Origin of the sequence: Pantoea sp. Ep11b, from assembly GCF_040783975.1 — a bacterium.
GTDB lineage: Bacteria > Pseudomonadota > Gammaproteobacteria > Enterobacterales > Enterobacteriaceae > Pantoea.
The window spans coordinates 803,262-827,627 of record NZ_CP160631.1; the positions used below are offsets into that span (position 1 = coordinate 803,262).

The 24,366-nt window shown below is 56.4% G+C and carries 19 protein-coding genes; 12 read left to right on the forward strand and 7 right to left on the reverse strand.

All coding sequences use genetic code 11. From position 1 onward, the window contains the following. Window positions 1–38: 38 nt before the first annotated feature. Both groL and AB1748_RS03705 read left to right on the forward strand, forming a co-directional pair. Window positions 39–1,688, forward strand: coding sequence for a chaperonin GroEL (gene groL / locus AB1748_RS03700; RefSeq protein WP_293774233.1), 1,650 nt, complete (start codon window positions 39–41; stop codon window positions 1,686–1,688). Window positions 1,689–2,010: 322 nt separating this feature from the next. Next, window positions 2,011–2,358: a DUF4156 domain-containing protein gene (locus AB1748_RS03705; RefSeq protein WP_111142265.1), complete on the forward strand. Its 348-nt coding sequence runs from the start codon at window positions 2,011–2,013 to the stop codon at window positions 2,356–2,358. Between the two features lie 48 nt (window positions 2,359–2,406). Here AB1748_RS03705 and epmB read toward each other — a convergent pair whose 3' ends face one another. After that, entirely contained in the window at window positions 2,407–3,435 is a 1,029-nt protein-coding gene (gene epmB / locus AB1748_RS03710) for an EF-P beta-lysylation protein EpmB (RefSeq protein WP_111142264.1), read from the reverse strand. Between the two features lie 43 nt (window positions 3,436–3,478). Here epmB and efp point away from each other — a divergent pair, with 43 nt between their 5' ends. The 3 genes from efp to AB1748_RS03725 all read left to right on the forward strand — a co-directional run bounded on the left by efp (window position 3,479) and on the right by AB1748_RS03725 (window position 4,465). After that, window positions 3,479–4,045, forward strand: coding sequence for an elongation factor P (gene efp / locus AB1748_RS03715; protein WP_111142263.1), 567 nt, complete (start codon window positions 3,479–3,481; stop codon window positions 4,043–4,045). Between the two features lie 51 nt (window positions 4,046–4,096). Next, complete coding sequence (locus tag AB1748_RS03720; RefSeq protein WP_111142262.1) at window positions 4,097–4,228, forward strand: entericidin A/B family lipoprotein; 132 nt, start codon at window positions 4,097–4,099, stop codon at window positions 4,226–4,228. Between the two features lie 102 nt (window positions 4,229–4,330). Further along, entirely contained in the window at window positions 4,331–4,465 is a 135-nt protein-coding gene (locus AB1748_RS03725; protein ID WP_003848302.1) for an entericidin A/B family lipoprotein, read from the forward strand. Between the two features lie 52 nt (window positions 4,466–4,517). On the opposite strand, the gene AB1748_RS03730 is transcribed toward AB1748_RS03725, so the two are convergent. Beyond that, window positions 4,518–5,045 (reverse strand): lipocalin family protein, encoded by a 528-nt coding sequence (locus AB1748_RS03730; protein WP_111142161.1) that lies wholly within the window; start codon window positions 5,043–5,045, stop codon window positions 4,518–4,520. 135 nt (window positions 5,046–5,180) lie between these two features. Between AB1748_RS03730 and epmA the strand changes: the two genes are divergently transcribed. After that, window positions 5,181–6,158 carry an elongation factor P--(R)-beta-lysine ligase gene (gene epmA / locus AB1748_RS03735; protein WP_111142162.1) on the forward strand — a complete coding sequence of 326 codons (978 nt, stop codon included), beginning with the start codon at window positions 5,181–5,183 and terminating at the stop codon, window positions 6,156–6,158. A gap of 152 nt (window positions 6,159–6,310) precedes the next feature. On the opposite strand, the gene degS is transcribed toward epmA, so the two are convergent. The 3 genes from degS to zapG all read right to left on the reverse strand — a co-directional run bounded on the left by degS (window position 6,311) and on the right by zapG (window position 9,347). Continuing rightward, window positions 6,311–7,372, reverse strand: a complete 1,062-nt coding sequence (gene degS, locus AB1748_RS03740) for an outer membrane-stress sensor serine endopeptidase DegS (RefSeq protein WP_111142163.1) — start codon at window positions 7,370–7,372, stop codon at window positions 6,311–6,313. An 89-nt stretch (window positions 7,373–7,461) separates the two neighbouring features. Further along, a complete protein-coding gene (degQ, locus tag AB1748_RS03745; RefSeq protein WP_111142164.1) occupies window positions 7,462–8,835 on the reverse strand; it encodes a serine endoprotease DegQ in 1,374 nt (457 codons plus the stop codon). 110 nt (window positions 8,836–8,945) lie between these two features. Beyond that, window positions 8,946–9,347 (reverse strand): Z-ring associated protein ZapG, encoded by a 402-nt coding sequence (gene zapG, locus AB1748_RS03750; RefSeq protein ID WP_111142165.1) that lies wholly within the window; start codon window positions 9,345–9,347, stop codon window positions 8,946–8,948. Between the two features lie 178 nt (window positions 9,348–9,525). Here zapG and zapE point away from each other — a divergent pair, with 178 nt between their 5' ends. The 5 genes from zapE to sspB all read left to right on the forward strand — a co-directional run bounded on the left by zapE (window position 9,526) and on the right by sspB (window position 13,179). Then, entirely contained in the window at window positions 9,526–10,653 is a 1,128-nt protein-coding gene (zapE, locus tag AB1748_RS03755; RefSeq protein ID WP_367396015.1) for a cell division protein ZapE, read from the forward strand. Window positions 10,654–10,880: 227 nt separating this feature from the next. Beyond that, the gene (gene rplM / locus AB1748_RS03760; protein WP_111142167.1) at window positions 10,881–11,309 is read left to right on the forward strand and encodes a 50S ribosomal protein L13; all 429 of its coding nucleotides are present in this window, start codon (window positions 10,881–10,883) and stop codon (window positions 11,307–11,309) included. Window positions 11,310–11,324: 15 nt separating this feature from the next. Beyond that, the gene (rpsI, locus tag AB1748_RS03765) at window positions 11,325–11,717 is read left to right on the forward strand and encodes a 30S ribosomal protein S9 (RefSeq protein ID WP_008925401.1); all 393 of its coding nucleotides are present in this window, start codon (window positions 11,325–11,327) and stop codon (window positions 11,715–11,717) included. Window positions 11,718–12,048: 331 nt separating this feature from the next. Then, on the forward strand, window positions 12,049–12,690 hold the full coding sequence (gene sspA, locus AB1748_RS03770) for a stringent starvation protein SspA (protein ID WP_009092481.1): 642 nt from the start codon (window positions 12,049–12,051) through the stop codon (window positions 12,688–12,690). A 3-nt stretch (window positions 12,691–12,693) separates the two neighbouring features. Continuing rightward, entirely contained in the window at window positions 12,694–13,179 is a 486-nt protein-coding gene (gene sspB, locus AB1748_RS03775) for a ClpXP protease specificity-enhancing factor (RefSeq protein ID WP_293774222.1), read from the forward strand. A 110-nt stretch (window positions 13,180–13,289) separates the two neighbouring features. On the opposite strand, the gene AB1748_RS03780 is transcribed toward sspB, so the two are convergent. Together AB1748_RS03780 and AB1748_RS03785 are read right to left on the reverse strand one after the other, a co-directional pair. Continuing rightward, window positions 13,290–15,047 (reverse strand): sulfite reductase subunit alpha, encoded by a 1,758-nt coding sequence (locus tag AB1748_RS03780; protein WP_367396016.1) that lies wholly within the window; start codon window positions 15,045–15,047, stop codon window positions 13,290–13,292. Between the two features lie 184 nt (window positions 15,048–15,231). Further along, on the reverse strand, window positions 15,232–20,763 hold the full coding sequence (locus AB1748_RS03785) for a glutamate synthase-related protein (protein ID WP_367396017.1): 5,532 nt from the start codon (window positions 20,761–20,763) through the stop codon (window positions 15,232–15,234). Window positions 20,764–21,653: 890 nt separating this feature from the next. Between AB1748_RS03785 and arcB the strand changes: the two genes are divergently transcribed. Continuing rightward, window positions 21,654–23,987, forward strand: a complete 2,334-nt coding sequence (gene arcB / locus AB1748_RS03790) for an aerobic respiration two-component sensor histidine kinase ArcB (RefSeq protein WP_367396018.1) — start codon at window positions 21,654–21,656, stop codon at window positions 23,985–23,987. Window positions 23,988–24,366: the final 379 nt, after the last annotated feature.

Consider the following 24,366-nt stretch of genomic DNA (forward strand, 5'->3'; position numbering starts at 1 on the left):
TAACTCACTGAACGAAACGAATTTAAGGGACAATTGAAATGGCAGCTAAAGACGTAAAATTCGGTAATGACGCTCGCGTAAAAATGCTGCGTGGCGTGAACGTACTGGCAGATGCAGTAAAAGTTACCCTGGGCCCGAAAGGCCGTAATGTGGTTCTGGATAAATCTTTTGGTGCACCGACCATCACTAAAGATGGTGTTTCAGTCGCGCGTGAAATCGAGCTGGAAGACAAGTTCGAGAACATGGGCGCGCAGATGGTTAAAGAAGTAGCCTCTAAAGCGAATGACGCAGCAGGCGACGGTACCACCACTGCCACTGTCCTGGCACAATCTATCATCACCGAAGGCCTTAAAGCGGTTGCAGCGGGCATGAACCCGATGGACCTGAAGCGCGGTATCGACCAGGCTGTTCTCTCTGCCGTTGAGAAACTGAAAGCGCTGTCTGTGCCATGCTCAGACTCTAAAGCGATCGCGCAGGTAGGTACTATCTCCGCTAACTCCGACGAAACCGTGGGCCAGCTGATTGCTCAGGCGATGGAGAAAGTGGGCAAAGAGGGCGTGATCACCGTTGAAGAAGGCACCGGCCTGCAGGACGAGCTGGATGTGGTTGAAGGTATGCAGTTCGATCGCGGCTACCTGTCACCTTACTTCATCAACAAGCCAGAAACCGGCGCTGTTGAACTGGAATCTCCGTTCATCCTGCTGGCTGACAAGAAAATTTCTAACATCCGCGAAATGCTGCCAGTACTGGAAGCCGTTGCGAAAGCAGGCAAACCACTGCTGATCATCGCAGAAGATGTGGAAGGCGAAGCGCTGGCGACGCTGGTGGTCAACACCATGCGCGGCATCGTTAAAGTGGCTGCGGTTAAAGCACCAGGCTTCGGCGACCGTCGTAAAGCGATGCTGCAGGATATCGCTATCCTGACCGGCGGTACCGTGATCTCTGAAGAGATCGGTATGGAGCTGGAAAAAGCCGCGCTGGAAGATCTGGGTCAGGCAAAACGCGTTGTGATCAACAAAGACACCACCACCATCATTGACGGTGTGGGTGAAGAGGCGACCATTCAGGGCCGTGTGACCCAGATTCGTCAGCAGATCGAAGAAGCAACCTCTGACTACGACAAAGAAAAACTGCAGGAGCGCGTAGCGAAACTGGCAGGCGGCGTGGCCGTTCTGAAAGTGGGCGCAGCGACTGAAGTTGAAATGAAAGAGAAGAAAGCCCGCGTTGAAGATGCGCTGCACGCAACCCGTGCTGCCGTCGAAGAAGGCGTCGTTGCAGGTGGTGGTGTGGCGCTGGTTCGCGTTGCTGCTCAGCTGTCCGAACTGCGTGGTCAGAACGAAGATCAGAACGTCGGTATCAAAGTTGCGCTGCGCGCAATGGAAGCACCACTGCGTCAGATCGTCTCTAACGCCGGTGAAGAGCCATCTGTTGTCGCTAACAACGTGAAAGCGGGCGACGGTAACTACGGTTACAACGCACAGACTGAAGAGTACGGCAACATGATCGACTTCGGTATCCTGGACCCAACCAAAGTGACCCGTTCTGCACTGCAGTACGCGGCCTCTGTTGCGGGTCTGATGATCACCACCGAATGTATGGTCACTGACCTGCCAAAAGGCGATGCACCTGATTTAGGCGCAGGCGCTGGCGGTATGGGTGGCATGGGCGGTATGGGCGGCATGATGTAATTGCCGTTGACGCCTTAGTCACGATAAAACCCCCGACCGGAAACGGTCGGGGGTTTTTCTTTTGGGCAGGAAAATAGTATAAGTAGTGGCGCAATCGCTCGTCTTTTCTCTTGATATCTCCCGCTGTCTGCACGCTGGCTGTTGCGGCCTCACCAGATGACCTGCTGTGGTAAGTTCATCGGAATGCGCAAACCTGCCAGACTGAGCACCGCAGGAGATATCAAGGTGATATAACGGGATTAAGGCAATGAATGTGCAGAAAAAAACGATCTTTTTTTGCTACGCTGCCACCCGACTCTGATGATAATAAATGGGGATTACAATGCGGATTAACCTCTTGCCTGGACTGATCGCTGGCGCGTTATTGCTGGCAGGCTGCAGCAGCTCTACGCAACTCTCTTCAGCCGGACAGCGCGTGACCTTTACCGATCAGCAGCCTGCCAGCACCTGTCAGCTTCTGGGTAACATCACTGGCTCACAGAGCAACTGGCTGAGCGGTGCAGGCGGCGAAACCAGCGCTCTGCGCGGTGCGGCCAATGACCTGCGCAATCGCGCAGCGGAAATGGGTGGCAACGTGATTTACGGCGCGACCAGCCCGACGCAGAATCTGCTGTCCGCGTTTGCGCCACTCGACAGTAAAATGAGCGGCCAGGTCTATAAGTGCCCGTAATCTGAACCGGACGTCCTGTCCCATCGGCCAGCCTGTTGCTGGCCGTTTTTACTCCTGACGCAACTGCAAATCCAGCGGCGTTTTGCTGGGCTCCCCGCCAATCTCACGCGCCAGCTTCGGCACCAGATAGCCGGACACCTGCGCCAGAAGGGTCCGCACCAGCTGGCGAGCCTCGTCATCGGAGACAAAGAAGTGCGCGGCGCCCTGAACCTTATCCAGCACATGCAGATAGTAGGGCAGAATGCCGGCATCAAATAAGGCGTTACTGAGCGTGGCCAGCGTCTGCGCATTATCATTAATGCCACGCAGCAACACGCTCTGATTCAGCAGGGTGACACCCGCCCGCTTCAGGCTGCGCATCGCCGCACGCAACTCTTCATCGATTTCCTGCGCATGGTTGATGTGCGTCACCATCACGACCTGAAGACGCGTCTCGCCCAGCATCTGACAGAGCGGGTCGGTGATACGTGCCGGAATCACCACCGGTAAGCGGCTGTGAATACGCAGGCGTTTCAGATGCGGGATCTGCTCCAGCGCGGCGATAAGCCAGGCCAGCTCATGATCTTTCGCCATCAGCGGATCGCCGCCGGAAAAGATGATCTCATCCAGCTCAGGATGGGCGGCGATATAGTCCAGCGCCGCCTGCCAGCTGCGCTTATTGCCGGGGTTATCCTGATAGGGAAAATGGCGGCGGAAGCAGTAGCGGCAGTTGACGGCGCAGCCGCCTTTGACAAGCAACAGAGCCCGGTTCCGGTATTTATGTAGCAGTCCAGGCACAACGTTGCTTTGTTCATCGAGCGGATCGGTGCTATAACCGGGCGCATCGATGAATTCCTGGCGTCGGGTTAACACCTGAAGCAGCAGCGGATCGTGCGCATCGCCCTTTTTCATCCGGCGGATGAAGGCATGCGGAACACGCAGGGCGAAAAGCCGCCGCGCATCCGCGCCCTCAGCCAGCTCTGTGTGCTGATCGAGGGCTAAAATTCGCAGTAATTCATCAGGTTCGGTAACAACATCCGCAAGTTGCTGCAACCAATCTTCTCTGGAAGGTGTTTTTAGGGTTACAATGTGTGCCATTTTTTTGGCTTAGTACCAGTGTCAATTTTCGTAGAGGGCCTTCATGGCGACTTATTCTAGCAACGATTTCCGTCCCGGTCTTAAAATCATGTTCGAAGGCGAACCTTATGCCATCGAATCCAGTGAGTTCGTTAAACCGGGTAAAGGCCAGGCATTTGCGCGTGTTAAAATGCGTCGCCTGCTGACGGGTTCTCGCGTTGAGAAAACCTTTAAATCTACCGACTCCGCCGAAGGCGCAGACGTGGTCGATACCAACCTGAACTACCTGTACAACGACGGTGAGTTCTACCACTTCATGCACCCGGAGAGCTTTGAGCAGTTCCCGGTTGAAGAGAAGACCGTAAGCGATGCAGCAAAATGGCTGCAGGATAACGCGGAGTGTATCGTTACGCTGTGGAACGGTCGTCCAATCGCCGTTCAGCCGCCAAACTTTATCGAAGCTGAAGTGGTTGAAACCGATCCAGGCCTGAAAGGTGATACCGCTGGTACCGGCGGCAAGCCCGCTAAACTCTCTACCGGCGCGGTCGTGAAAGTGCCACTGTTCGTACAAGAGGGCGAAGTGGTGAAAGTTGACACCCGCTCTGGTGAATACGTGTCACGCGTAAAATAAGTTTCGCAGGCGCATCTTCGGGTGCGCCTTTTTCTTGTCTGAGAGAAAAAAATGTTCAAGCTGGCAAAATTAATCGCGTTCGCGTTGCTGGTCTCCTCTGCATTAAGTGCCTGCAACACATTCCACGGTTTTGGCGAAGATGTCTCCCACCTGGGCGGTGCCATTTCGCGCGCGGCAAAATGACCTTAACGGATTGTCCTTTTTAGTGTTCTGACGGCAGCAACCGGTGGAAATCCGGCTATGCTTAAAACGCTGTACTTTACATCCATCAAAAAGGACATTGTCATGTTAAAGAAAAGTATCGCCGCAATCTTCTCTGTACTGGTGCTCTCTTCTCTGCTGACGGCGTGTAACACCACGCGTGGCGTTGGTGAAGATGTTGAAGCGGGCGGCCAGGCCATTCAGAACAGCACGAAGTAACCTGTTATCCCAACCGGTACGAAAGGCTTTTCGTACCGGCTTGTCAGCTCGCTTACTCTTTCTGTTTTACCCAGATCAGCTCTTCTACCGGGAAGCCATCCCGACGCGCCTGTTCAACCAGCTTCTCTTTGACGCCCGGTGCCAGCTGAGGTGTGCGTGACAGTATCCAGAGATAGTGGCGGTTCGGGCCGCACACCATCGCGTAGCGATAGTCGGGATCGAGGGCGATAACGTTATAGCCACCGTAGAAGGGGCCAAAGAACGAGACTTTCAGCGAGGCGCGTTGTGGCTCACCGGTAAAGTAGGCTTTACCCACGCTCTCCTGCCAGCGCTGCTTTTTGACGTTAAACCCGCGATTGATGACTTTCAGACCGCCATCCTCGCGCGGGCTGTAGTTTGCTGTGACCTGTTCCAGGCCGCGCTCAAAAGGGTGATTGAGGCGGGCAATCTCATACCACTGACCGAGGTAACGCTGGCTGTCAAAGTTATCCACCACCGTCACGTTCTTAGGGGGTGTGGTGCTACAGGCGACAGAAAGAAAAGCACTCAGGCTGGCAACAACGGTTTTCCATGGAGACATAGCAGGATTCCTTTGTGATTTAACCGCTTAAGTATAGAAGCCGACACGCGGTTTTTGGCTGTGCAGGCACGAGATTGTTTGCCGCAGACATTGCAGGTAGACTGCCTCCCCTCATTTGCATCAGGAGTCATCACCATGAGCGAAACGGCAAGCTGGCAACCAAGCGCATCCATCGCCAATTTGTTAAAACGCGCCGCTATTTTAGCAGAAGTGCGTCGTTTCTTTGCCGATCGCGGCGTGCTGGAAGTGGACACGCCGGCGATGAGCCAGGCCACCATTACCGATATCCATCTGGTGCCTTTTCAGACACGATTTGTCGGGCCTGGCGCGGCGCAGGGGCGCGATCTCTGGCTGATGACCAGCCCCGAATACCATATGAAACGACTGCTGGCGGCGGGCAGTGGCCCGATCTATCAGATGGGGCGCAGCTTCCGTAATGAAGAGGCGGGACGTCACCACAATCCGGAATTCACTATGCTGGAGTGGTATCGGCCGCACTACGACATGTATCGTCTGATGAATGAAGTCGACGACCTGATGCAGCAGGTGCTGGAGTGCGACAGCGCAGAGTCGCTCTCCTATCAGCAGGCGTTTATCCGCCATCTGGAGCTGGATCCTCTCTCTGCGGATAAAGCGCAGCTGCGTGAAGCAGCAGAGAAGCTGGGCGAAGGTGAGCTGGCGCGTACAGAAGAGGATCGCGATACGCTGCTGATGCTGCTGTTTATGCTGGGCGTCGAACCGAAGATTGGTCAGGATAAGCCGTGCTTTGTTTACCATTTCCCGGCCAGTCAGGCCGCTCTGGCCGAGATCAGCACCGAGGATCATCGGGTGGCCGAGCGATTTGAGGTGTATTACAAGGGCATCGAGCTGGCCAACGGTTTCCGTGAACTGACCGATAGCCGCGAGCAGCGGCAGCGCTTTGAACAGGATAACCGTCGCCGTGCGGCGCGGGGTCTGCCTGTCCATCCTATCGATACCTATCTGCTGGATGCGCTGGCGCACGGGATGCCCGCCTGTTCCGGCGTGGCGCTGGGCGTTGACCGCCTGATTATGCTGGCGCTGAAAGCGGAGTCATTGAGTGAGGTAATCGCGTTTCCGGTGGATCGCTGCTAATCCGTTATCTGCAGACGATGACGGATGACGGGGGAAGGGATGACCCGGCTGAAGAGCAAAGTATCCGAGCCAGGATGGCGAGGCCGAACGCCAGGGATCGCGGCTTTCTTTGCGACCGGCCGGGTCATCCCTGACCTGGCACAGATGTTCAGCTAGCTGCTGCTATCCGGAAACTCCTGAATGGTCACCGGCAGCGTCAGCTTCTGGTCGTTGCGCAGCACCTGCACATCAATCACCGAACCCGGGCGAATCTCTGCCACCTGGTCCATTGTCTCCTGTGCGGAGATGGCCGGTTTGCCGTTCACGCTGAGCAGAACATCGTTGGTCTGGATCCCGGCTTTGTCCGCAGGCCCGTCAGGCGTCACCCCACTGACAATAATGCCCTGAACCCGGTCCAGATTGCTGCCCTGTCCATGCAGCGGCGGCAGTTCGCGTCCGGTAATGCCGATATAGCCACGGATCACCCGGCCATCGCGGATCAGCTTATCCATGATTTTCGAGGCCAGTACGGTAGGAATGGCGAAACCTATCCCTTCCGGCGTTTCGCCGTCGTTACTTTTATCGAAGGTCAGGGTGTTGATGCCCATCAGCTCGCCCAGCGAGTTAATCAGCGCGCCGCCGGAGTTACCCTGATTGATTGACGCATCCGTCTGCAGGAAATTCTGCCGGCCTGAAGAACTGAGTCCCACCCGGCCCGTCGCACTGATAATGCCCTGCGTCACCGTCTGACCGAGGTTGTAGGGGTTGCCAATCGCCATCACCACATCCCCGATATGCGCCTGGCGGTTTGGATTGATGGGAATCACGGGCAGGCCGGAAGCGGTAATTTTCAGCACCGCCAGATCGGTCATGCCATCGGAACCGACCAGCGTCGCCTCAAAGAAACGGCCATCCTGCAGCGCCACGATAATCTGGTCGGCATTATTGATGACGTGCTTATTGGTCAGGATGTAGCCTTTTGCATTCATGATCACCCCGGAACCCAGGGTGGTGATGCCACGATTGTTGTTGCCGTGCGCGCTGCGATTGTAGACGTTGACAACGGCGGGCACGGCGCGGCGCACCCCCTGATTGAAGCTAAAGGGTGTTTCGTCGTTGATGTTATCGTGGTTATAGAGGGCGTCGCTGCCCATACGCAGTGCAGGCAGTGCTGCGAGTAAGATACCCGCCACAATCAGGCCCAGCACCACGGAACGCAAAAGTTTAAGAAACATGGTGTTAAATCACGCCAGGGGAGATCGCAGGGGAGAATAGCATGAGAGCGGCGGACACACACGCGCTTGTGTCCGCCGTAATGCGAGGTTTATCTCAACAACAGATAGATACTTTCATCGCCGCGCACTACATTGAGTGCCAGGACCGGTGGTTTACCTTCCAGTATTTTGCGCATTTCAGCAATTGTCTGCACCCGGGTGCGGTTAACGCCGATGATCACATCATCTTTCTGCAGGCCAACCTGTTCCGCCGGCGTGCCTTTTTCGATGGTGTCGACCTTCACGCCTTTATCGCCGGTTTTGGTCTGTCCGTCACTCAGCGTGGCGCCCTGAAGGGCCGGTGACATCAGCTGTGCGCTGGCGGTGGTCTGCGCGCTCTGCTCCAGCGTCACGGTCACGGTTAAGGGTTTGCCTTCACGCAGCAGGCCGAGCTTCACCTGTTCGCCTGGCGGCGTAGTGCCCACTTTGACGCGCAGTTCCGCAAAGCTGGTGATCGGCTTGTCGTTGATCGAGGTAATGATATCGCCAGACTTCACGCCCGCTTTCTGTGCGGCAGACTGCGGCAACACTTCCGAGACGAACGCGCCGCGCTGTGCATCGACATTGAACGCTTTGGCCATGTCCGCCGTCATTTCTGTGCCTTTGATGCCCAGCTGACCGCGCTTCACTTCACCAAATTTGATCAGCTGCTGCGCGAGGTTCATCGCCATATCGCTCGGAATCGCAAAGCCGATGCCGATGTTACCGCCGCTGGAGGCGAGAATAGCCGTGTTGATGCCGATCAGTTCGCCGTTAAGGTTCACCAGCGCACCGCCTGAGTTACCGCGGTTAATCGCAGCATCGGTCTGGATAAAGTTTTCCAGGCCTTCCAGGTTGAGGCCGCTGCGACCCAGCGCCGAGATAATCCCGGAGGTCGCCGTCTGACCCAGCCCAAACGGGTTGCCGATCGCCACCGCGAAATCGCCGACTTTCAGCTGGTCAGAGTCCGCGACTTTCACCTGCGTGAGGTTTTTCGCGCCCTGAATCTGGATCAGTGCAATGTCGGTCTGCTCGTCATGCCCGATGAGTCTGGCTTCATATTCACTGCCGTCGCCCAACTGGACGTTGATCTTATCTGCGCCATTCACCACATGGTTATTGGTCAGCACATAGCCTTTGGCGGCATCAATGATCACGCCAGAACCCAGCCCCTCGAAAGGCTGTGGCTGGCTGTTGCCGCCAGGCATCTGACCAAAGAAACGTTTCAGCGGCTCAGGAATATCCTGCGCCTGCGCACCTGCATCGGTGCCTTCAACGTGAACGCTGACCACGGCAGGTAACACTTTTTCCAGCATCGGTGCCAGACTCGGCAGCGGCTGATCCGCGACCTGTGCCGGCAGCGTGGCCATCGCGCCCGGCGCGGCGGCAAGGCTCATCCCGATACTCAAGGCTAATGCGCTAAACAGGCGTGCTTGTTTTTTCATTGCTACAACGCTCTCGCTGTAAAATGTGGGAGGAAGTAATGAGTGTGACAGTCGTTTGTGGTCAGGGTTCGCAAACAGAGCGGGCGCAGACAGGCTGCGCCCCAAAAAGATTAATCGCGGGCAGGACGTTCGCCACGCAGTAAACCGGATGCGCCTTCAGAGTAGTCACGCGGCATCTGCACTGGTGCCTGATCGTTGTCCGCCTCGGCCTCAGTGAGCTGATAGGCAAACGGATTTTTCTCGCCAGGCAGATTCGGCAGCAGGTCATTTGAGCCTTTTGCCATGTGCTGATAGAGCTGACGATAGTCACGCGCCATGTTATCCAGCAGCTCTGCGCTCTGCGCAAAGTGGTTGGTCAGCTCTTCGCGATAATCGGCCAGCTCTGCCTTCGATTTTTCCAGTTCGTACTGCATGCTGCGCTGCTCACGCAGCTTTCTGTTGCCAAAACGCATGGCGACTGCGCCGACAATAATACCTACCACTAAACCAATTAGCCCGTATTCCCAGGTCATAATGACTCCCGTGTTATTTCCATTGTTCCGTAGGGCGTTGCACCATTTCAATAATAGTCACTATACCCGTTAATCTTATGGTTGTGGAACTCCGGAGCAGCATGGCTTAGTGTAGAACGGCCTTTTTTTCAGCAACTGTAGTATGAACCAGACACCATTCAGGGACTTTGAAACAACAATGCAAACCTCAACTCCGCTTGCACGCTATGAGCAGGCGCTGTCGCAGGGCGAATTCAGGCCCGATGACGTACAACGCGAAGCCATTACCCGTTTAGACGCGCTGCAGCAGGCGCTGGTCGCCCGACAGCAATCTGCCGCGCCAGCCGCCTCCGGTCTGCTGGGTCGTCTGTCAAAATTGATCGGCAAAGAGAAAAACGAGACGCCAGAGCCGGTGCGTGGACTCTATATGTGGGGCGGTGTCGGCCGCGGAAAAACCTGGGTCATGGATCTCTTTTTTCAGTCTATTCCTGGCGATCGCAAACTGCGCCTGCACTTCCACCGCTTTATGCTGCGGGTGCATGAAGAGCTGACCCAGCTTCAGGGGCAGAGTGACCCGTTACTGATCATCGCGGACAGGTTCAAAGCCGAAACGGACATCCTCTGTTTTGATGAATTTTTTGTCTCGGATATCACCGATGCAATGCTGCTCGGCACGCTGATGGAAGCCCTGTTCGAACGTGGCATCGCCCTGGTCGCGACGTCGAATATCCCGCCTGACGATCTCTATCGCAATGGCCTGCAGCGCGCGCGCTTTCTGCCAGCGATTGAACAGATCAAACGGCACTGTGATGTGATGAATGTCGATGCCGGAATCGACTACCGTCTGCGCACGCTGACCTCCGCGCATCTCTGGAACTATCCGCTGAACAGTGAAACCCACGCCGAAATGACCCGGATGTTTAACGCGCTGTCCGGCAGTGAGCCTGAGGCGGCACCGGTGCTGGAAATCAATCACCGCCAGATGCCAACCCTGGGCGTCAGCGACGGCGTGCTGGCGATTAAATTCACAACCTTGTGCGGGGAAGGGCGCAGCCAGCATGACTACATCGCATTGTCGCGCCGTTTTCACAGCGTGCTGCTCTATGATGTCCCGGTGATGATTTACAAAACAGAGGATCAGGCGCGCCGCTTCCTGGCGCTGGTCGATGAGTTCTATGAGCGGCATGTGAAGCTGGTCGTGGCGGCAGAGACCTCCATCACCGAGATCTATCAGGGGACGCGGCTGAAGTTTGAGTACCAGCGCTGCCTGTCCCGGCTTCAGGAGATGCAGAGCGAAGAGTATCTGCGTTTACCGCACCTGCCGTGAGAATAATCAGGATAAATACCGAAATAGGGTTCGATTTTTGTAATCGACTTCTCTATAATCTTGCGACCCCACGTTACAGCAAAGGATTTTTTTCCCAAATCCTCTGTGTTCCAGTAACTCTATCCGAAGGGGTGGCTTGCTGGTCAAAATGGTCGTGTGAGCCTCATTCGTTTACTTAAGCGTTTGGGATTTCACCAACGTGTAACTTAATTTGGGTAAGCTTTTCGATGAAAACTTTTACAGCTAAACCAGAAACCGTCCAACGTGACTGGTTTGTAGTTGACGCAACAGGCAAAACTTTGGGTCGCCTGGCGACTGAACTGGCGCGCCGTCTGCGTGGTAAGCATAAAGCGGAGTACACTCCGCATGTTGATACCGGTGATTACATCATCGTCCTGAACGCAGACAAAGTTGCTGTTACCGGCAACAAGCGTACTGACAAGATCTACTATCACCACACCGGCCACATCGGTGGTATCAAACAGGCGACCTTTGAAGAGATGATTGCTCGCCGTCCTGAGCGTGTGATTGAGATCGCGGTTAAAGGCATGCTGCCGAAGGGCCCGCTGGGTCGTGCTATGTACCGTAAACTGAAAGTTTACGCAGGCAACGAGCACAACCATGCGGCACAGCAACCGCAAGTTCTTGACATTTAATCGGGATTAAAGGCAATGGCTGAAACTCAAAACTACGGCACTGGTCGCCGCAAAAGCTCTACCGCTCGCGTATTCATTAAGCCGGGTAGCGGTAACATCGTAATTAACCAACGTTCTCTGGAACAGTACTTCGGCCGCGAAACTGCCCGCATGGTAGTTCGTCAGCCGCTTGAGCTGCTGGACCTGGTTGGTAAATTCGATCTGTATGTCACTGTTAAAGGTGGCGGTATTTCTGGTCAGGCTGGTGCGATCCGTCACGGTATCACCCGCGCTCTGATGGAATACGACGAATCACTGCGTGGCGAGCTGCGTAAAGCTGGCTTCGTAACGCGTGATGCGCGTCAGGTTGAACGTAAGAAAGTCGGCCTGCGTAAAGCACGTCGTCGTCCTCAGTTCTCCAAGCGTTAATTGTTTGCAGCTCCGGCTGCATCAGTTGGCACAAAAAACCCGCTTCGGCGGGTTTTTTATTTTCTGTTCTCCGCCTGCGTTACCGCAAAAACCGTAACCCCACGCTCAATTTACCTGCAAAGATTCATTCCACGCCCACAAGCAGCCTAAAATCTGGTAGACTCTGTGTCACTTTGCGCCCGCAGGCCGGTGCGTTATGCGCCTCCCCACTGTCGGGGCATCAGTATCTGTGGCGCAGCTAACCAGGTTGCGTGCGAGTTCGATGGGCAAGTGAGTCGCCGTGTGGTTGGCTATTCGCAGTATCTTTTTGTGAACAAACTTGGAGGTTTTCATGGCTGTCGCTGCCAACAAACGTTCGGTAATGACGCTGTTTTCTGGTCCTACTGACATTTTCAGCCACCAGGTTCGTATCGTCCTGGCGGAAAAGGGTGTCAGCGTAGAGATCGAGCAGGTCGAAATGGATAACCTGCCGCAGGATCTGATTGACCTCAATCCGTATCGCACGGTACCAACGCTGGTAGATCGTGAGCTGACGCTGTATGAATCACGCATCATCATGGAATATCTGGACGAGCGTTTTCCGCATCCACCTCTGATGCCGGTTTATCCGGTTGCCCGTGGTGACAGCCGCCTGATGATGCACCGCATCGAGCAGGACTGGTACAGCCTGATGCGTAAAGTTGAGAACAGCAGCGGTCAGGAAGCGGAAGCCGCACGCAAGCAACTGCGTGAAGAGCTGCTGGCCATCGCGCCCCTGTTTGGTCGTACGCCTTACTTCATGAGCGAAGAGTTCAGCCTGGTGGATTGCTACCTGGCTCCGCTGTTATGGCGTCTGCCTTCGATGGGCATCGATCTGATCGGCTCCGGTTCGAAAGAGCTGAAAGGTTACATGAACCGCGTATTTGAGCGTGACTCTTTCCTCGCTTCACTGACTGAAGCTGAACGTGAAATGCGCCTGCAAGCCCGGGCTTAACGTATGGAAATGTCGCAACTTACTGCACGTCGTCCCTATCTGCTGCGCGCCTTCTATGACTGGCTGCTCGACAACCAGCTGACGCCGCATCTGGTGGTCGACATCAATCTGCCGGGTGTGCAGGTGCCGCTGGAGTATGCGCGTGATGGACAGATCGTTCTGAACATCGCGCCACGCGCCGTGGGCAACCTCGACCTGGCCAACGATCAGGTGTCGTTTAACGCCCGCTTCGGCGGCGTTCCGCGCCAGGTTAATGTGCCGATGGCGGCGATTCTGGCTATCTATGCGCGTGAAAACGGCGCCGGAACGATGTTTGAACCGGAACCGGCTTACGAGCTGGGTACGCAGGAGACGTCAGAAGGGCAGGAAGAGACCATGATGTCCGTGATTGATGGCGATCGTCCTGACGATGCCAGCGATGACGAGACACCGCCTGATGACGATCCACCGCCGCGTGGCGGACGACCTTCACTGCGCGTCGTGAAATAGTCATATTCGCATCGTGAATACCCGCTGACCGGCGGGTATTTTTTTGCCTGCCAGCCATAAAAAAATCCGGCTGCCTGCGCAAGCCGGATTTTCTCCACAAACCGCTGCGATTAATAGACGTCGCGCAGGTAGCGTTTTTCCTTTTTCAGCTGATCGACATAGTCCGCCGCACGCTCGGTAGAGAGCCCGCCAAACTGCCGGACCACTTCATACAGTGCGTTATCCACATCCTTCGCCATGCGCGAGGCATCGCCACAGACATAGAAGTATGCCCCTTCCTGCAGCCAGGCGTAGAGCTCGGCACCCTGCTCCAGCATCCGGCTCTGCACATAGATCTTCTTCTCCTGATCGCGTGAGAACGCCAGGTCCAGACGGGTCAGCAGGCCGCTGTCGCGCCAGGCCAGTAACTCATCCTGATAGATAAAGTCATGTTCCTGATGCTGATCGCCGAAGAACAGCCAGTTTTTGCCCTGTGCGCCGGTGGCCTGGCGCTCCTGCAGGAAGGCGCGGAATGGCGCGATGCCGGTGCCCGGTCCCACCATGATCAGCGGCGCGCTGTTGTTAGCCGGTACGCGGAAGGCTTTGTTAGGTGAGATAAAGATGGCAGGCTTCTCGCCGCGACGCACGCGCTCGGCCAGATAGGTCGAGCAGACGCCACCGCGATTACGGCCACCGCTGTGATAACGCACGGAAGCCACGGTCAGGTGAACCTGATCAGGATGCGCTTTCGAGCTGGAGGAGATTGAATAGGCGCGATGCTGCAGCGGACGCAGCAGGGCCACAAACTCAGGCACCGACAGCGTGCGTGTCAGCTCCAGCTGCAGCAGATCCAGGGTATCTTTGCCCCACAGCCAGACGCCCAGCGCATCTTTATCATCATGCTGCAACACATGGCGCAGCTCCTGGTTTGTGGTGTTCTGACCGACCCATTCGATTAACTTGCGCGACGGCTCGGAGATCTCGAACTGATAGGTCAGCAGGTCACCCAGGCTGCGGTCAAAGCCCGGCACCGGCGTCTGGTAGTCAGCGTTAAGCTGCGTCAGCAGCAGGCTGACCAGCGACGGCTCGTTGACCGGGATGACACCCAGCGCATCACCCGCTTCATATTTCAGGCCGCTGCCAGCGAGGTCAAACTCGAAATGACGGATATCTTTGGCCGACTGCTCACCTGACAGGCGTTTATTGGTGATCAGCGCCGCGGCATACGGATTCGATTTGTTGCTGCCCGGGATCACCGGCGCTTCCGGCGCGCTTTCCAGCACGGTGCCGCTGCTGCCCGCGCTGGCGGCGAACTGTGGCATGGAGCTGTTCAGCCACTTGCTGGAAGGCTCTTCGTAGTCGATGTCGCAGTCGATACGATCGACCACGCGTTTCGCGCCCAGCTGCTCCAGGCGCATATCGATAAACTTACCCGCCTGGCAGAAGCCGTCGTAGCCGGTGTCACCAATCGCCAGCACGGCGAAGTGCATCTGCTCCAGACGCGGTGCGGTACTGGCCGAGATCGCGTCCCAGAACAGCTGCGCGTTGTCCGGCATTTCGCCCTCGCCATAGGTTGAGGTAACGATCAGGACGTGACGCATGGTGGCGAACACGTCGAGGTCGACATCGCCCAGCGCCTGAACCACCGGCACCAGACCTTTCGCGCGAGCAGATTTCGCTGCGGTCTGCGCCAGCGCCTCAGCGTTACCGGTCTGTGAACCGTAAAGGATATGCAGTTGCGTGGTGGCAGCGGCGCCCGTTCCTGCGGCAGGTTGCTGTTTGTCTTCTAACACCAGCAGACGGGAGTGAAGGCCGGCAAGAAAGCCAGCCAGCCAGTACTTCTGATCGCCATTGAAAGGTGCATCTTCTGGAATATAAGGAATTTTCATGGGTACTTTTACTCAATCCCGTTCTCGCCCGTTATCAGTGGCGTTATCCGGTGTGAAAGCGGTTCCGCTTTCCCGCGCTGCAGCATTTACAGCAGGGGAGAGCGGTTCTGCTTCTGTCCGGTACAACGATTAACCCGGGCAATGACCATTAATAATATTCAGTTCCGCCTGAACCCTGTCAGGGTCAGGAGAGTTTACCCACTGCCGCTGCGATTTCCGGCAGTGCCGCACGCGCAAACAGCTCTTCAAAGTCCGGCAGGTGGCCCAGCACCTCCCGGTTACAGGCATCCTGATACATGATCCAGCCATAGGTCGCCAGGCTGTCCATCGAACGGATGTTACGCTGTGTCAGGGCTGCTTTGTAATCTGACATACGCTTGGAGCCGATCAGGCTGGCCAGTTCATCATCGCTGTAACTTTCGATGGCGGAACGGGCATGACGCTGCAGCTTGCTGACCAGCGCAAAGTCTTCAGTCATCAGCAGATTGCGCACCGCCTTTTCGACCGCGGGATCTTCAACCGGCGTGCCTTTTGGCAGCTTCGCCAGGGCCAGCTGCTGGGCAAAGCTCAGCACGGTATAGTTATTCAGCAGGACAAACATCTCCAGCGTGTCGGTCGCGCCATAGGCTGGCACGGCGCCGTTAGCGATGGTTTTACCCTGACGCCAGGCCGCTTTGAATTTCGCAACCTGATGAGCCGCCAGCGCCGTTGACAGCTCTTCGAGCAGGTCTTTGCGGCTTTTGGCCTTCAGGATCTCGCCGCCATCCTGGTAGAGCAGCAGTGAGCGCGGCATCACGTAAACAAAGTGGTGACATTCGGTTTCCCAGTTTTCCAGCAGCCAGGCGGCCCGTGGTGAGCCGGTAGCCGCCAGATGCCAGTTCAGCATGGTCAGCACCGCCTGCTTGTGTACCTGGGCCATCTCGTCCTGATCGGCAATTGAGCCGAACTGCACGGAATCACCGGCTGCATGGCTGGCCAGCGTGCCGTAGGGATCGTACTGGTAGGCAAAGCCACCGCTCATGCCGTTACCAAATCCTTTACCGAAGGTTCCCAGGTTGAGGATGGCACCGTTGGTCATATATTCGCAGCAGAAGTCACCGACGCCTTCAACAACCGCCGTGGCACCAGAGTTACGCACCGCGAAACGGTCTCCCGCCTGGCCCTGCACGAACAGACGTCCGCCGGTCGCGCCGAACAGCGCAAAGTTACCGATCAGCACGTTGCCATCGCTATCCTGTGCGCCGCCGCCAGGTGACATCACGATCAGCTCACCGCCACACTGTCCTTTGCCGACGCCATCGTTACAGGTGCCATAATGCGTCATCTGCATGCCATCGTTGCAGAAGGCGCCAAATGACTGACCGGCAGATCCGGTGGTCGCGATTTTCACGCTCTCAGGCGCCAGATAGCGGCGGCCGCGATCGTCGGTGAGAACGGCAGGCATCGCCTGCAACTGCGCCGGTGTCAGCTGATGATTCAGCATGCGTTCGATATCGATCGCCAGCTGACCACCCACGCTTTTGTTACGGTTATTCAGCACGATGTTGTCACCCAGGGCGACGTCAGGATTACCCTGTTCCACCAGCGACAGCTTCAGCTGCTCAATCCAGCCATCATCCAGCTCAAAATCTTTTTCCAGGTAGACCGGCTTGTCGATTTTCAGCTCTGGTACCACAGTGAGCATGGCGCGCAGGTCGAGTTTACCCACCTCCAGCGGGTGATCCATCAGGTGCAGCAGGTCGGCGCGGCCGCGTGCTTCACGCAGCGAACGCAGGCCCATGCGCGCCAGGATCTCACGCACTTCATGCGCCACGTTGAGGAAATATTGCGCCAGCTGACGGGGATCGCCATCAAAGGCTTCGGCATTGGTGGTTAACCCGGCCGGGCATTTCACGTTGCAGTTTTTTGCCATCACGCATTTCAGCATCATCAGCGCGGTGGTGCCGAACTCGAAGCTGTCGCCGCCCAGCAGCGCCGATTTCACTACGTCGCTGCCGGTCTGTTGCGCGCCTGAGCAGCGCAGCTGTACTTTCTCGCGCAGCCCGTTTGCACATAGCGCCTGGTGGACTTCGGCGATGCCGATTTCCGCCACACGTCCGGTATATTTCAGGCTGGTCACCGAGGCAGCGCCGGTGCCGCCGGTGTTACCCGCGACGTTGATTACGTCAGCGCCCGCTTTCGCCACGCCGACCGCGATGGTGCCGATCCCTTCTGACGAAACCAGCTTCACGATCACGCGCACCCGCGCGGCCTTGCAGTCGTGGATCAGCTGCGCCAGATCTTCGATCGAATAGGTATCGTGATGCGGCGGCGGCGAGACCAGCTCGACGCCAGGCGTGCCGCCACGCGCCGCTGCAATCTCGACGGTGACTTTGGCGGCCGGTAACTGGCCGCCTTCGCCAGGCTTCGCGCCCTGACCGATTTTGATCTCCAGCTCTTCCAGCATCGGATCGGCCAGATAGGCGGCCCAGACGCCGAAACGGCCCGACGCCAGCTGCTTGATGCGTGAGGCGCGGATGGTGCCGTGACGCGAGTAGTGTTCACCCCCTTCACCGCAGTTACTCATGCCACCAACCATGTTGGTGCCGTGGGCGACTGCTTCATGCGCCGGTGCGACCAGCGCGCCGTGGCTCATTGCCCCGGAAGCAAAGGTACGGGTAATTTCACAGGCTGGCTGCACTTCGCTCAGCTGCAGTGAGGGCAGGGTCGTGAAAATACGGGACAGATAATCTGCTGCTTTGCCATAGGCGGTGACTTTCAGACCGCCGCTGACCACCTCGCTGCTCTCGATGTCGTCGCCGAAGCGCGATTTCAGGGCGCGGGAGAGATTCTGCAGACGTTCGCTTTCAGGTTTCAGCCCCTCAATGGCGTCGGTCAGACGCAGCATAAAGTGGTTCAGGCTGCCATCCACCGCCTCACACTCCATGCCACGAATGGCAAAGCCATTATTCGTCAGTGAGTAGCGACCCAGCTTGCGGCGGAACTCCGCTTCGCTGTCGATATGGGTCAGGTCAGCCGGGAAGGTCAGGATGTCGCGCAGCGCCGCCGGGCGACGTTTACGCTCTTCATACATCAGGCTTGAGAACTGACGGTAATCGGCCGTGATGGCAAAATTGTTGATGACCTCATCCGGGATGCGCTCGAAGCTGCTGTCTTTAAACGTCTCTGGCTTGATGCCAAATGCGTTATCGAGTTTGGCCAGCGTCATCAGACGGATGAAGTTATCCTCTTCGCGGGCTTTGTCGGCAAAGCGAATCGGCTCTTCGGTCATGTCGATAAAGGTCCGCACGGCGATGGTGCCGTAAGAGTGACCGGCTCCCTCCGCGCGCTCTTTAAACAGGCCCAGCAGCGGCACATCTGATTCACCCTGAATTCTGAGTGCGCTCTGATGCCAGTCAACCGCCATCTGGGCGATGGTGGCGAAACCTGCGCCGCCCACCGGGGTTTTAATGTTCGGGAAATACTTTTTCAGCACCGGATCGTCGGTGTTGAGGAAGTTAGGCTCAAAGAATTCGCCGCAGCTGTAGCTCTCCACGGTGCAGAGCCCCACTTTGCCCATGGTTTTCATCAGCGCTTTTTCGGCGGCTTTGGCATAGCGTTTAAAGGCTTTGTTGCCTTCCTCGCCTTCACCATATTTCTCCTCTGCGCGCATCTGAACGCCCAGCGGATAGATCGCGGAGGCACCGAAGCCAAGGGTCGCGGCGATATGGTGCGAGGAGATGCTCTGACCGCTTTCTACTACCAGCGAGACATCCAGACGCAGCCCTTCCTGTACCAGACGCTGGTTGATGGCAGAGACCACCAGCAGCATCGGAATGGCGGCCTGTTTCGAGGAGATGTGGCGGTCGGTCAGTACGGCGATGCCGCCCTGGGAACGGGCAAAATCCACCACCTGCTGCGCCAGGTCATCGATCGCTTTTTCCAGCGCGTTGGCGTTCGCCGTCATGCTCAGCAGATCTTTGCCGACCACCGGCTCATAAAGCATCTCAAAGCGGGCATAAGGCGCAATGGTCTGCTCGCGTAAGCGCAGCATATCCAGGTGGCTGAGGATCGGCGTTGGCACCACAATCTGACGGCCTTTGCTGCGACCCAGATGCGGTTTCGCGCCCAGCGCCACCCGCAGGGTCATACCGTCCGCTTCGCGGATGGAGTCCAGCGGCGGGTTGGTGACCTGTGCAAAACGCTGCGAGAAGTAGTGCGCCATGCCGCCTTCGTGGTCGGATAAGCCATTGATGGCGTTGCCGTAACCCATTGCAGAGATCTTCTCTGCACCGGTATTCAGCATCGGGTCCATCATGAACTTGAAGCTTTCCTGGTTGTAGTAATAGGCCACAAAACGCTGATAGGTTTTCAGATCGCCACGATAGCGCAGCGGTGAGCCCTGCTGCTCCGCCGGGATCTCGGGCAGGTCATCCAGCCCGACGCGGGCTTCACGCAGCAGCGCCAGATAATCTTTTTCCGCAGCCAGTTTTTCCAGCGCCTGCAGCGTGGTGTAGCTGCGTTTTTCACGATGATCGAAATAGAGCATCCCGCCCGCTTCAATACGGCCACGACGCAGTACGCTTTCCGGTGGAAAGGCGATCTGGCCCGCTTCCGACATCGCACCAATATACTCAGCCGTTTCGACGGAACGCAGAGGACGCAGACCCAGGCGGTCAAGGCGTGCGCCAATCACTTCGCCGTTGCCGAAGATTAATGCAGCAGGGCCGTCGTTCTTCTCTTCGTACAGAGAGAAATACTCCAGCATGGCGCGCACTTCCGGCGACAGCTCGCTGTCATTCTCCCAGGCGGGCGGCATCATGGAGACCACGGCGGTGATCAGATCGAGGTTGTCCTCCATCAGGCGGCTGTGGATGCTCTGATCCAGCCGTGAGCTGTCGGACTGGCCTTTTGGTCGCACGATTTTTTTACCACGGGCCAGCGCCAGCGCGGCTTCCGCGATGCGGTTTTTACGGTCCGTGTTCAGCTCGCCGTTGTGCGCCATCAGACGGAAGGGCTGTGCCATCGTGGTGTGGGGGTCGGTGTTGGTGGAGAAGCGGGTATGGAAAAACAGTCCGCGCACCTGATGATCGGGATCGGTCAGATCTTTGAAGTAAGGGATGACTTCATTGGAATTCAGACGCGCCTTAAACACCTGCGTGCGTGAGGAGAGCGACAGCGGGTAGAGTCCGCCAAATTCGCTTTCGGTAAATGCACGGGCCTCAATCGTTAACAGGGCGCGATAGATGCGTTGTTCGAAGTCATTCTGATCGACCACGTCCTGCGGGGCAGTGAAGATCCACTGCAGAATCGGTAACTGGAACTGCACGGCGGCCGGGCGCGTCACGCTGCTGTCCAGCGGCATATCACGCTTCATGATGACCGGCAGGCCAAAGCTGCTCAGCGTCTCATCTACCAGGCGCTCGGCATTTGCCCGCAGCTCTGCATCTTTCGGCACAAAGAAGTTGCCGACGCCAAAGCGACCCGCTTCCAGCGGCTCTCCGGTAATTTTGCGGAAGAAATGCAGCGACAGGTCGACGTTGACCCCCGCGCCGTCACCCACGCCTTCTGCTGACATTCCGCCGCGGTGAGGCACCGTACACAGGGCGCTGTGCGCCATCTGCAGGATCTCGTGGGTCTGCTCGCCGTCCTTACGCGTAATGAAACCTACACCACAGCTGTCACTGCCTGCTGTCGGATCATACAAGCCATAGGATTGAGGTTTTTTAGTGGACATTGAGGGTCTCCTTAAACTGCTTTGACATTACCTGCACTGTTTCAGGGTCTGAGCGCAACCAGGGCGCAGCTTCTTTTTTCTCGCCATGATCTGTCGAGCACGCGTCATAGCCCTGAGCATTTCTCTCCAGACATCGGTAAAACGTCTTTTAATGAGCTGCTCTGATTTCCGGTCTCGTAAAGGAGATGACTTAAACCACGCGGGAGTCTTCTTGTTGCATAGATATGCCGAGACAATGACCCGTCTGGAAAGCTTTCAGCGGATTTCCAACTTATCGGGAAAGCGTAATCAGGTCAAATAGGGCGGTCAGGCGGGCTAATCAGACGTTTTATGGGTTTAAGTTAATGAATAATATGATTTTTAAGGTTTAAAATGTGTCACTCTGGCACCCGGCGATCGGCCGATAAATGTGAACTGACTCACTGTAGGGCAGGCATCAGATCTCTGCACAATGCTGGTGAGAGTGGGATAAACAGCATTAAATGCTGTTCAGCACAGATGATACATAGCATGTATCTGTTTTTCTTATGTCCGCCTTTTTGAATGAAACTGCGCCGGGTTATAAGAAAAATTAATCAGCATAGATGTGCTTAAAACATCACTAAAGATGAATGGGTATTCATATAAACGGGATGGGCCTGCGCAACAGAACGTTGCCAGGATATTGAAAAAAGGCCGTACAGAGAAATCTGAGATTCGCTGGCGGCTTTACAGATTATTCATTTGGCACAATCAGTCAAGGGTTTTAACCGTTTTGTCCTTAACGTCGCCGAACGGTCGTGCGGATGCACCATAATGGCGCATCTGCGTCCGGATCTTCGCGTGACGGGCTGCGACGTTGTCGGGCCATCTGCGTTATAGTGAGGCGGTTTCTCTTTCAGGGAGTGGGTATGAAGCAAATTCGTCTGTTGGCGCAGTACTACGTTGATTTGATGGTCAAGCTGGGACTGGTGCGGTTCTCGCTGCTGCTGGCGTCGGCGCTGGTGGTGCTGGCGATGATTGTCCAGATGGCGGTCACGATGGTACTGCGGGGTCATGTTGAGAGCATCGACGTGGTGCGTTCGGTCTTCTTCGGGCTGCTGATCACGCCCTGGGCGGTCTATTTCCTGTCAGTGGTGGTCGACCAGCTGGAGGAGTCGCGGCAGCGGCTGGCCCGGCTGGTGGATAAGCTGGAGGAGATGCGTACCCGCGATCTGGAACTCAACCAGCAGATGAAAGAGACCATCACGCAGCTGAATCAGGAGATCAGCGACCGTAAAAAAGCGGAGCTGGCGCGCGAACAGGTGATGGATAAGCTGCGTGAGGAGGTGACGCGCCGTGAACAGGCGCAGATCGAGCTGGAACAGCAATCCTCTTTTCTGCGCTCCTTCCTGGATGCCTCGCCAGACCTGGTGTTCTATCGCAACATCGATAAACAGTTCTCTGGCTGTAATCGGGCGATGGAGCTGCTGACCGGCAAAAGCGAAAAACAGCTGATTGGCCTGACGCCGCGTGACATCTACGATGATGAAGCGGCGACCAAGGTCCTGGAGACGGATGAGAAAGTGTTCCGCCACAACGTCTCGCTGACCTATGAACAGTGGCTGCAATATCCCGACGGCCGCAAAGCCTGTTTTGAGATCCGTAAAGTGCCCTATTATGACCGCGTCGGTAAGCGCAGCGGGCTGATGGGCTTTGGTCGCGATATAACCGAGCGTAAGCGCTATCAGGACGCGTTAGAGAACGCCAGCCGGGAAAAGACCACCTTTATCTCAACGATCAGCCACGAGCTTCGTACGCCGCTTAATGGCATTGTCGGCCTGAGCCGGATTCTGCTGGACACCGATCTGAATCAGGAGCAGCTGAAATACCTGAAAACCATCCATGTCTCGGCCATCACGCTGGGCAACATCTTCAACGATGTGATTGAGGTGGACAAGATCGAACGGCGTAAGGTGCAGCTGGATAATCAGCCGCTCGATTTTACCGGCTTCCTCGCCGATTTAGAGAATCTCTCCGGCCTGCTGGCACAGCCTAAAGGGCTGAAGTTTGTGCTCGCGCCGCAGCTGCCGCTGCCACACATGATCGCTACCGACGGCACCCGTCTTCGTCAGATTCTGTGGAACCTGATTGGCAACGCGGTGAAGTTTACCCAGCAGGGGGAGATCCTTGTGCGGGTCACCTATGAGCAGGATGAGACGCTGCGCTTCGAGGTTCAGGACTCCGGCATGGGGATCCCGCAGGATGAGCAGGACAAGATCTTTGCAATGTACTATCAGGTTAAAGATCAGCATGGCGGTAAACCGGCGACCGGCACCGGCATCGGGCTGGCGGTGTCCCGCCGCCTGGCGCAGGCGATGGGCGGCGATATCCGTGTTCACAGCGCGCCAGGGCAGGGCTCCTGCTTTACCGTCGAGATCCACGCGCCGCGCATTGCGGAAGAGGTGGAAAACGAAGGCGTGGAGGACAGCCTGCCGCTACCGGCCCTGCACGTCCTGCTGGTTGAAGATATTGAGCTGAATGTGATTGTGGCACGTTCGGTTCTGGAGAAGCTGGGCTGCAGCGTCGAGGTCGCCATGACCGGCCAGGCGGCGCTGGCGATGTTTGACCCGCTGGAGTTTGATCTGGTGCTGCTGGACATTCAGCTGCCGGATATGACCGGGCTGGATGTCTCGCGGGCCATTCGCCAGCAGTATCAGGGAACCCATCTGCCTCCGCTGGTGGCGCTCACCGCAAACGTCCTCAAAGACAAAAAAGAGTATTTCGACGCGGGCATGGATGATGTGCTCAGCAAGCCTCTGGCGGTTCCGGCACTGACGGCGATGATCAAAAAGTACTGGGATTATCAGTCTGAACCGGAAGAGGAGACCTCTGCCGGGCGCGATGATAAAACCCTGATGCTGCTGGATGTCGCGATGCTTGAACAGTATATCGAGCTGGTTGGCCCTGGCCTGATCACCCAGAGCCTGACGATGTTCGAAAAAATGATGCCGGATTACCTGGCCGTGCTGGAATCCAACCTGATGGCGCGGGATCAGAAGGGGATTGCTGAAGAGGGGCATAAAATCAAAGGCGCGGCGGGTTCAGTCGGGCTGCAGCGTTTACAGATGCTGGCGAAACAGATTCAGAGTCCGGAGCTGCCGGCGTGGTGGGACAACGTGACGGAGTGGATTGATGAGCTGAAGCACGAGTGGCGACACGATGTGCAGGTATTGCGCGACTGGGTGGCAGAACAGGAACGCTGATACGCCAGAAAAAAATGACCCCAGCCGAGGCCGGGGTGCGCGAATACTGCGCCAACACCATGGAAATCATTGCGGCCGCTATGATCTGAATAATTAATGCAGCCGCAGGGTATTGGTTAACACTGTCATCACCTTAGCAAATCCCTCTTCACATGCGACAAGATTCATTAAAAATTGTGATATTGAGCAGCGTTTAAATACAGAAAACATTAATTTGGCAACACAGTCAAGTAAGGAATCAATTTACGTGCTGCATTGCTGAAAAAATAGCCATTTCTGCCCTTTTTCGGGTAGTTTTAACGCGCCTGTGAGAGGGGAGTGGGGCGCGGATGCTGCCGGTGACGTCGCCGTTAACAGCGATGCCACCGGTACGGCTAAG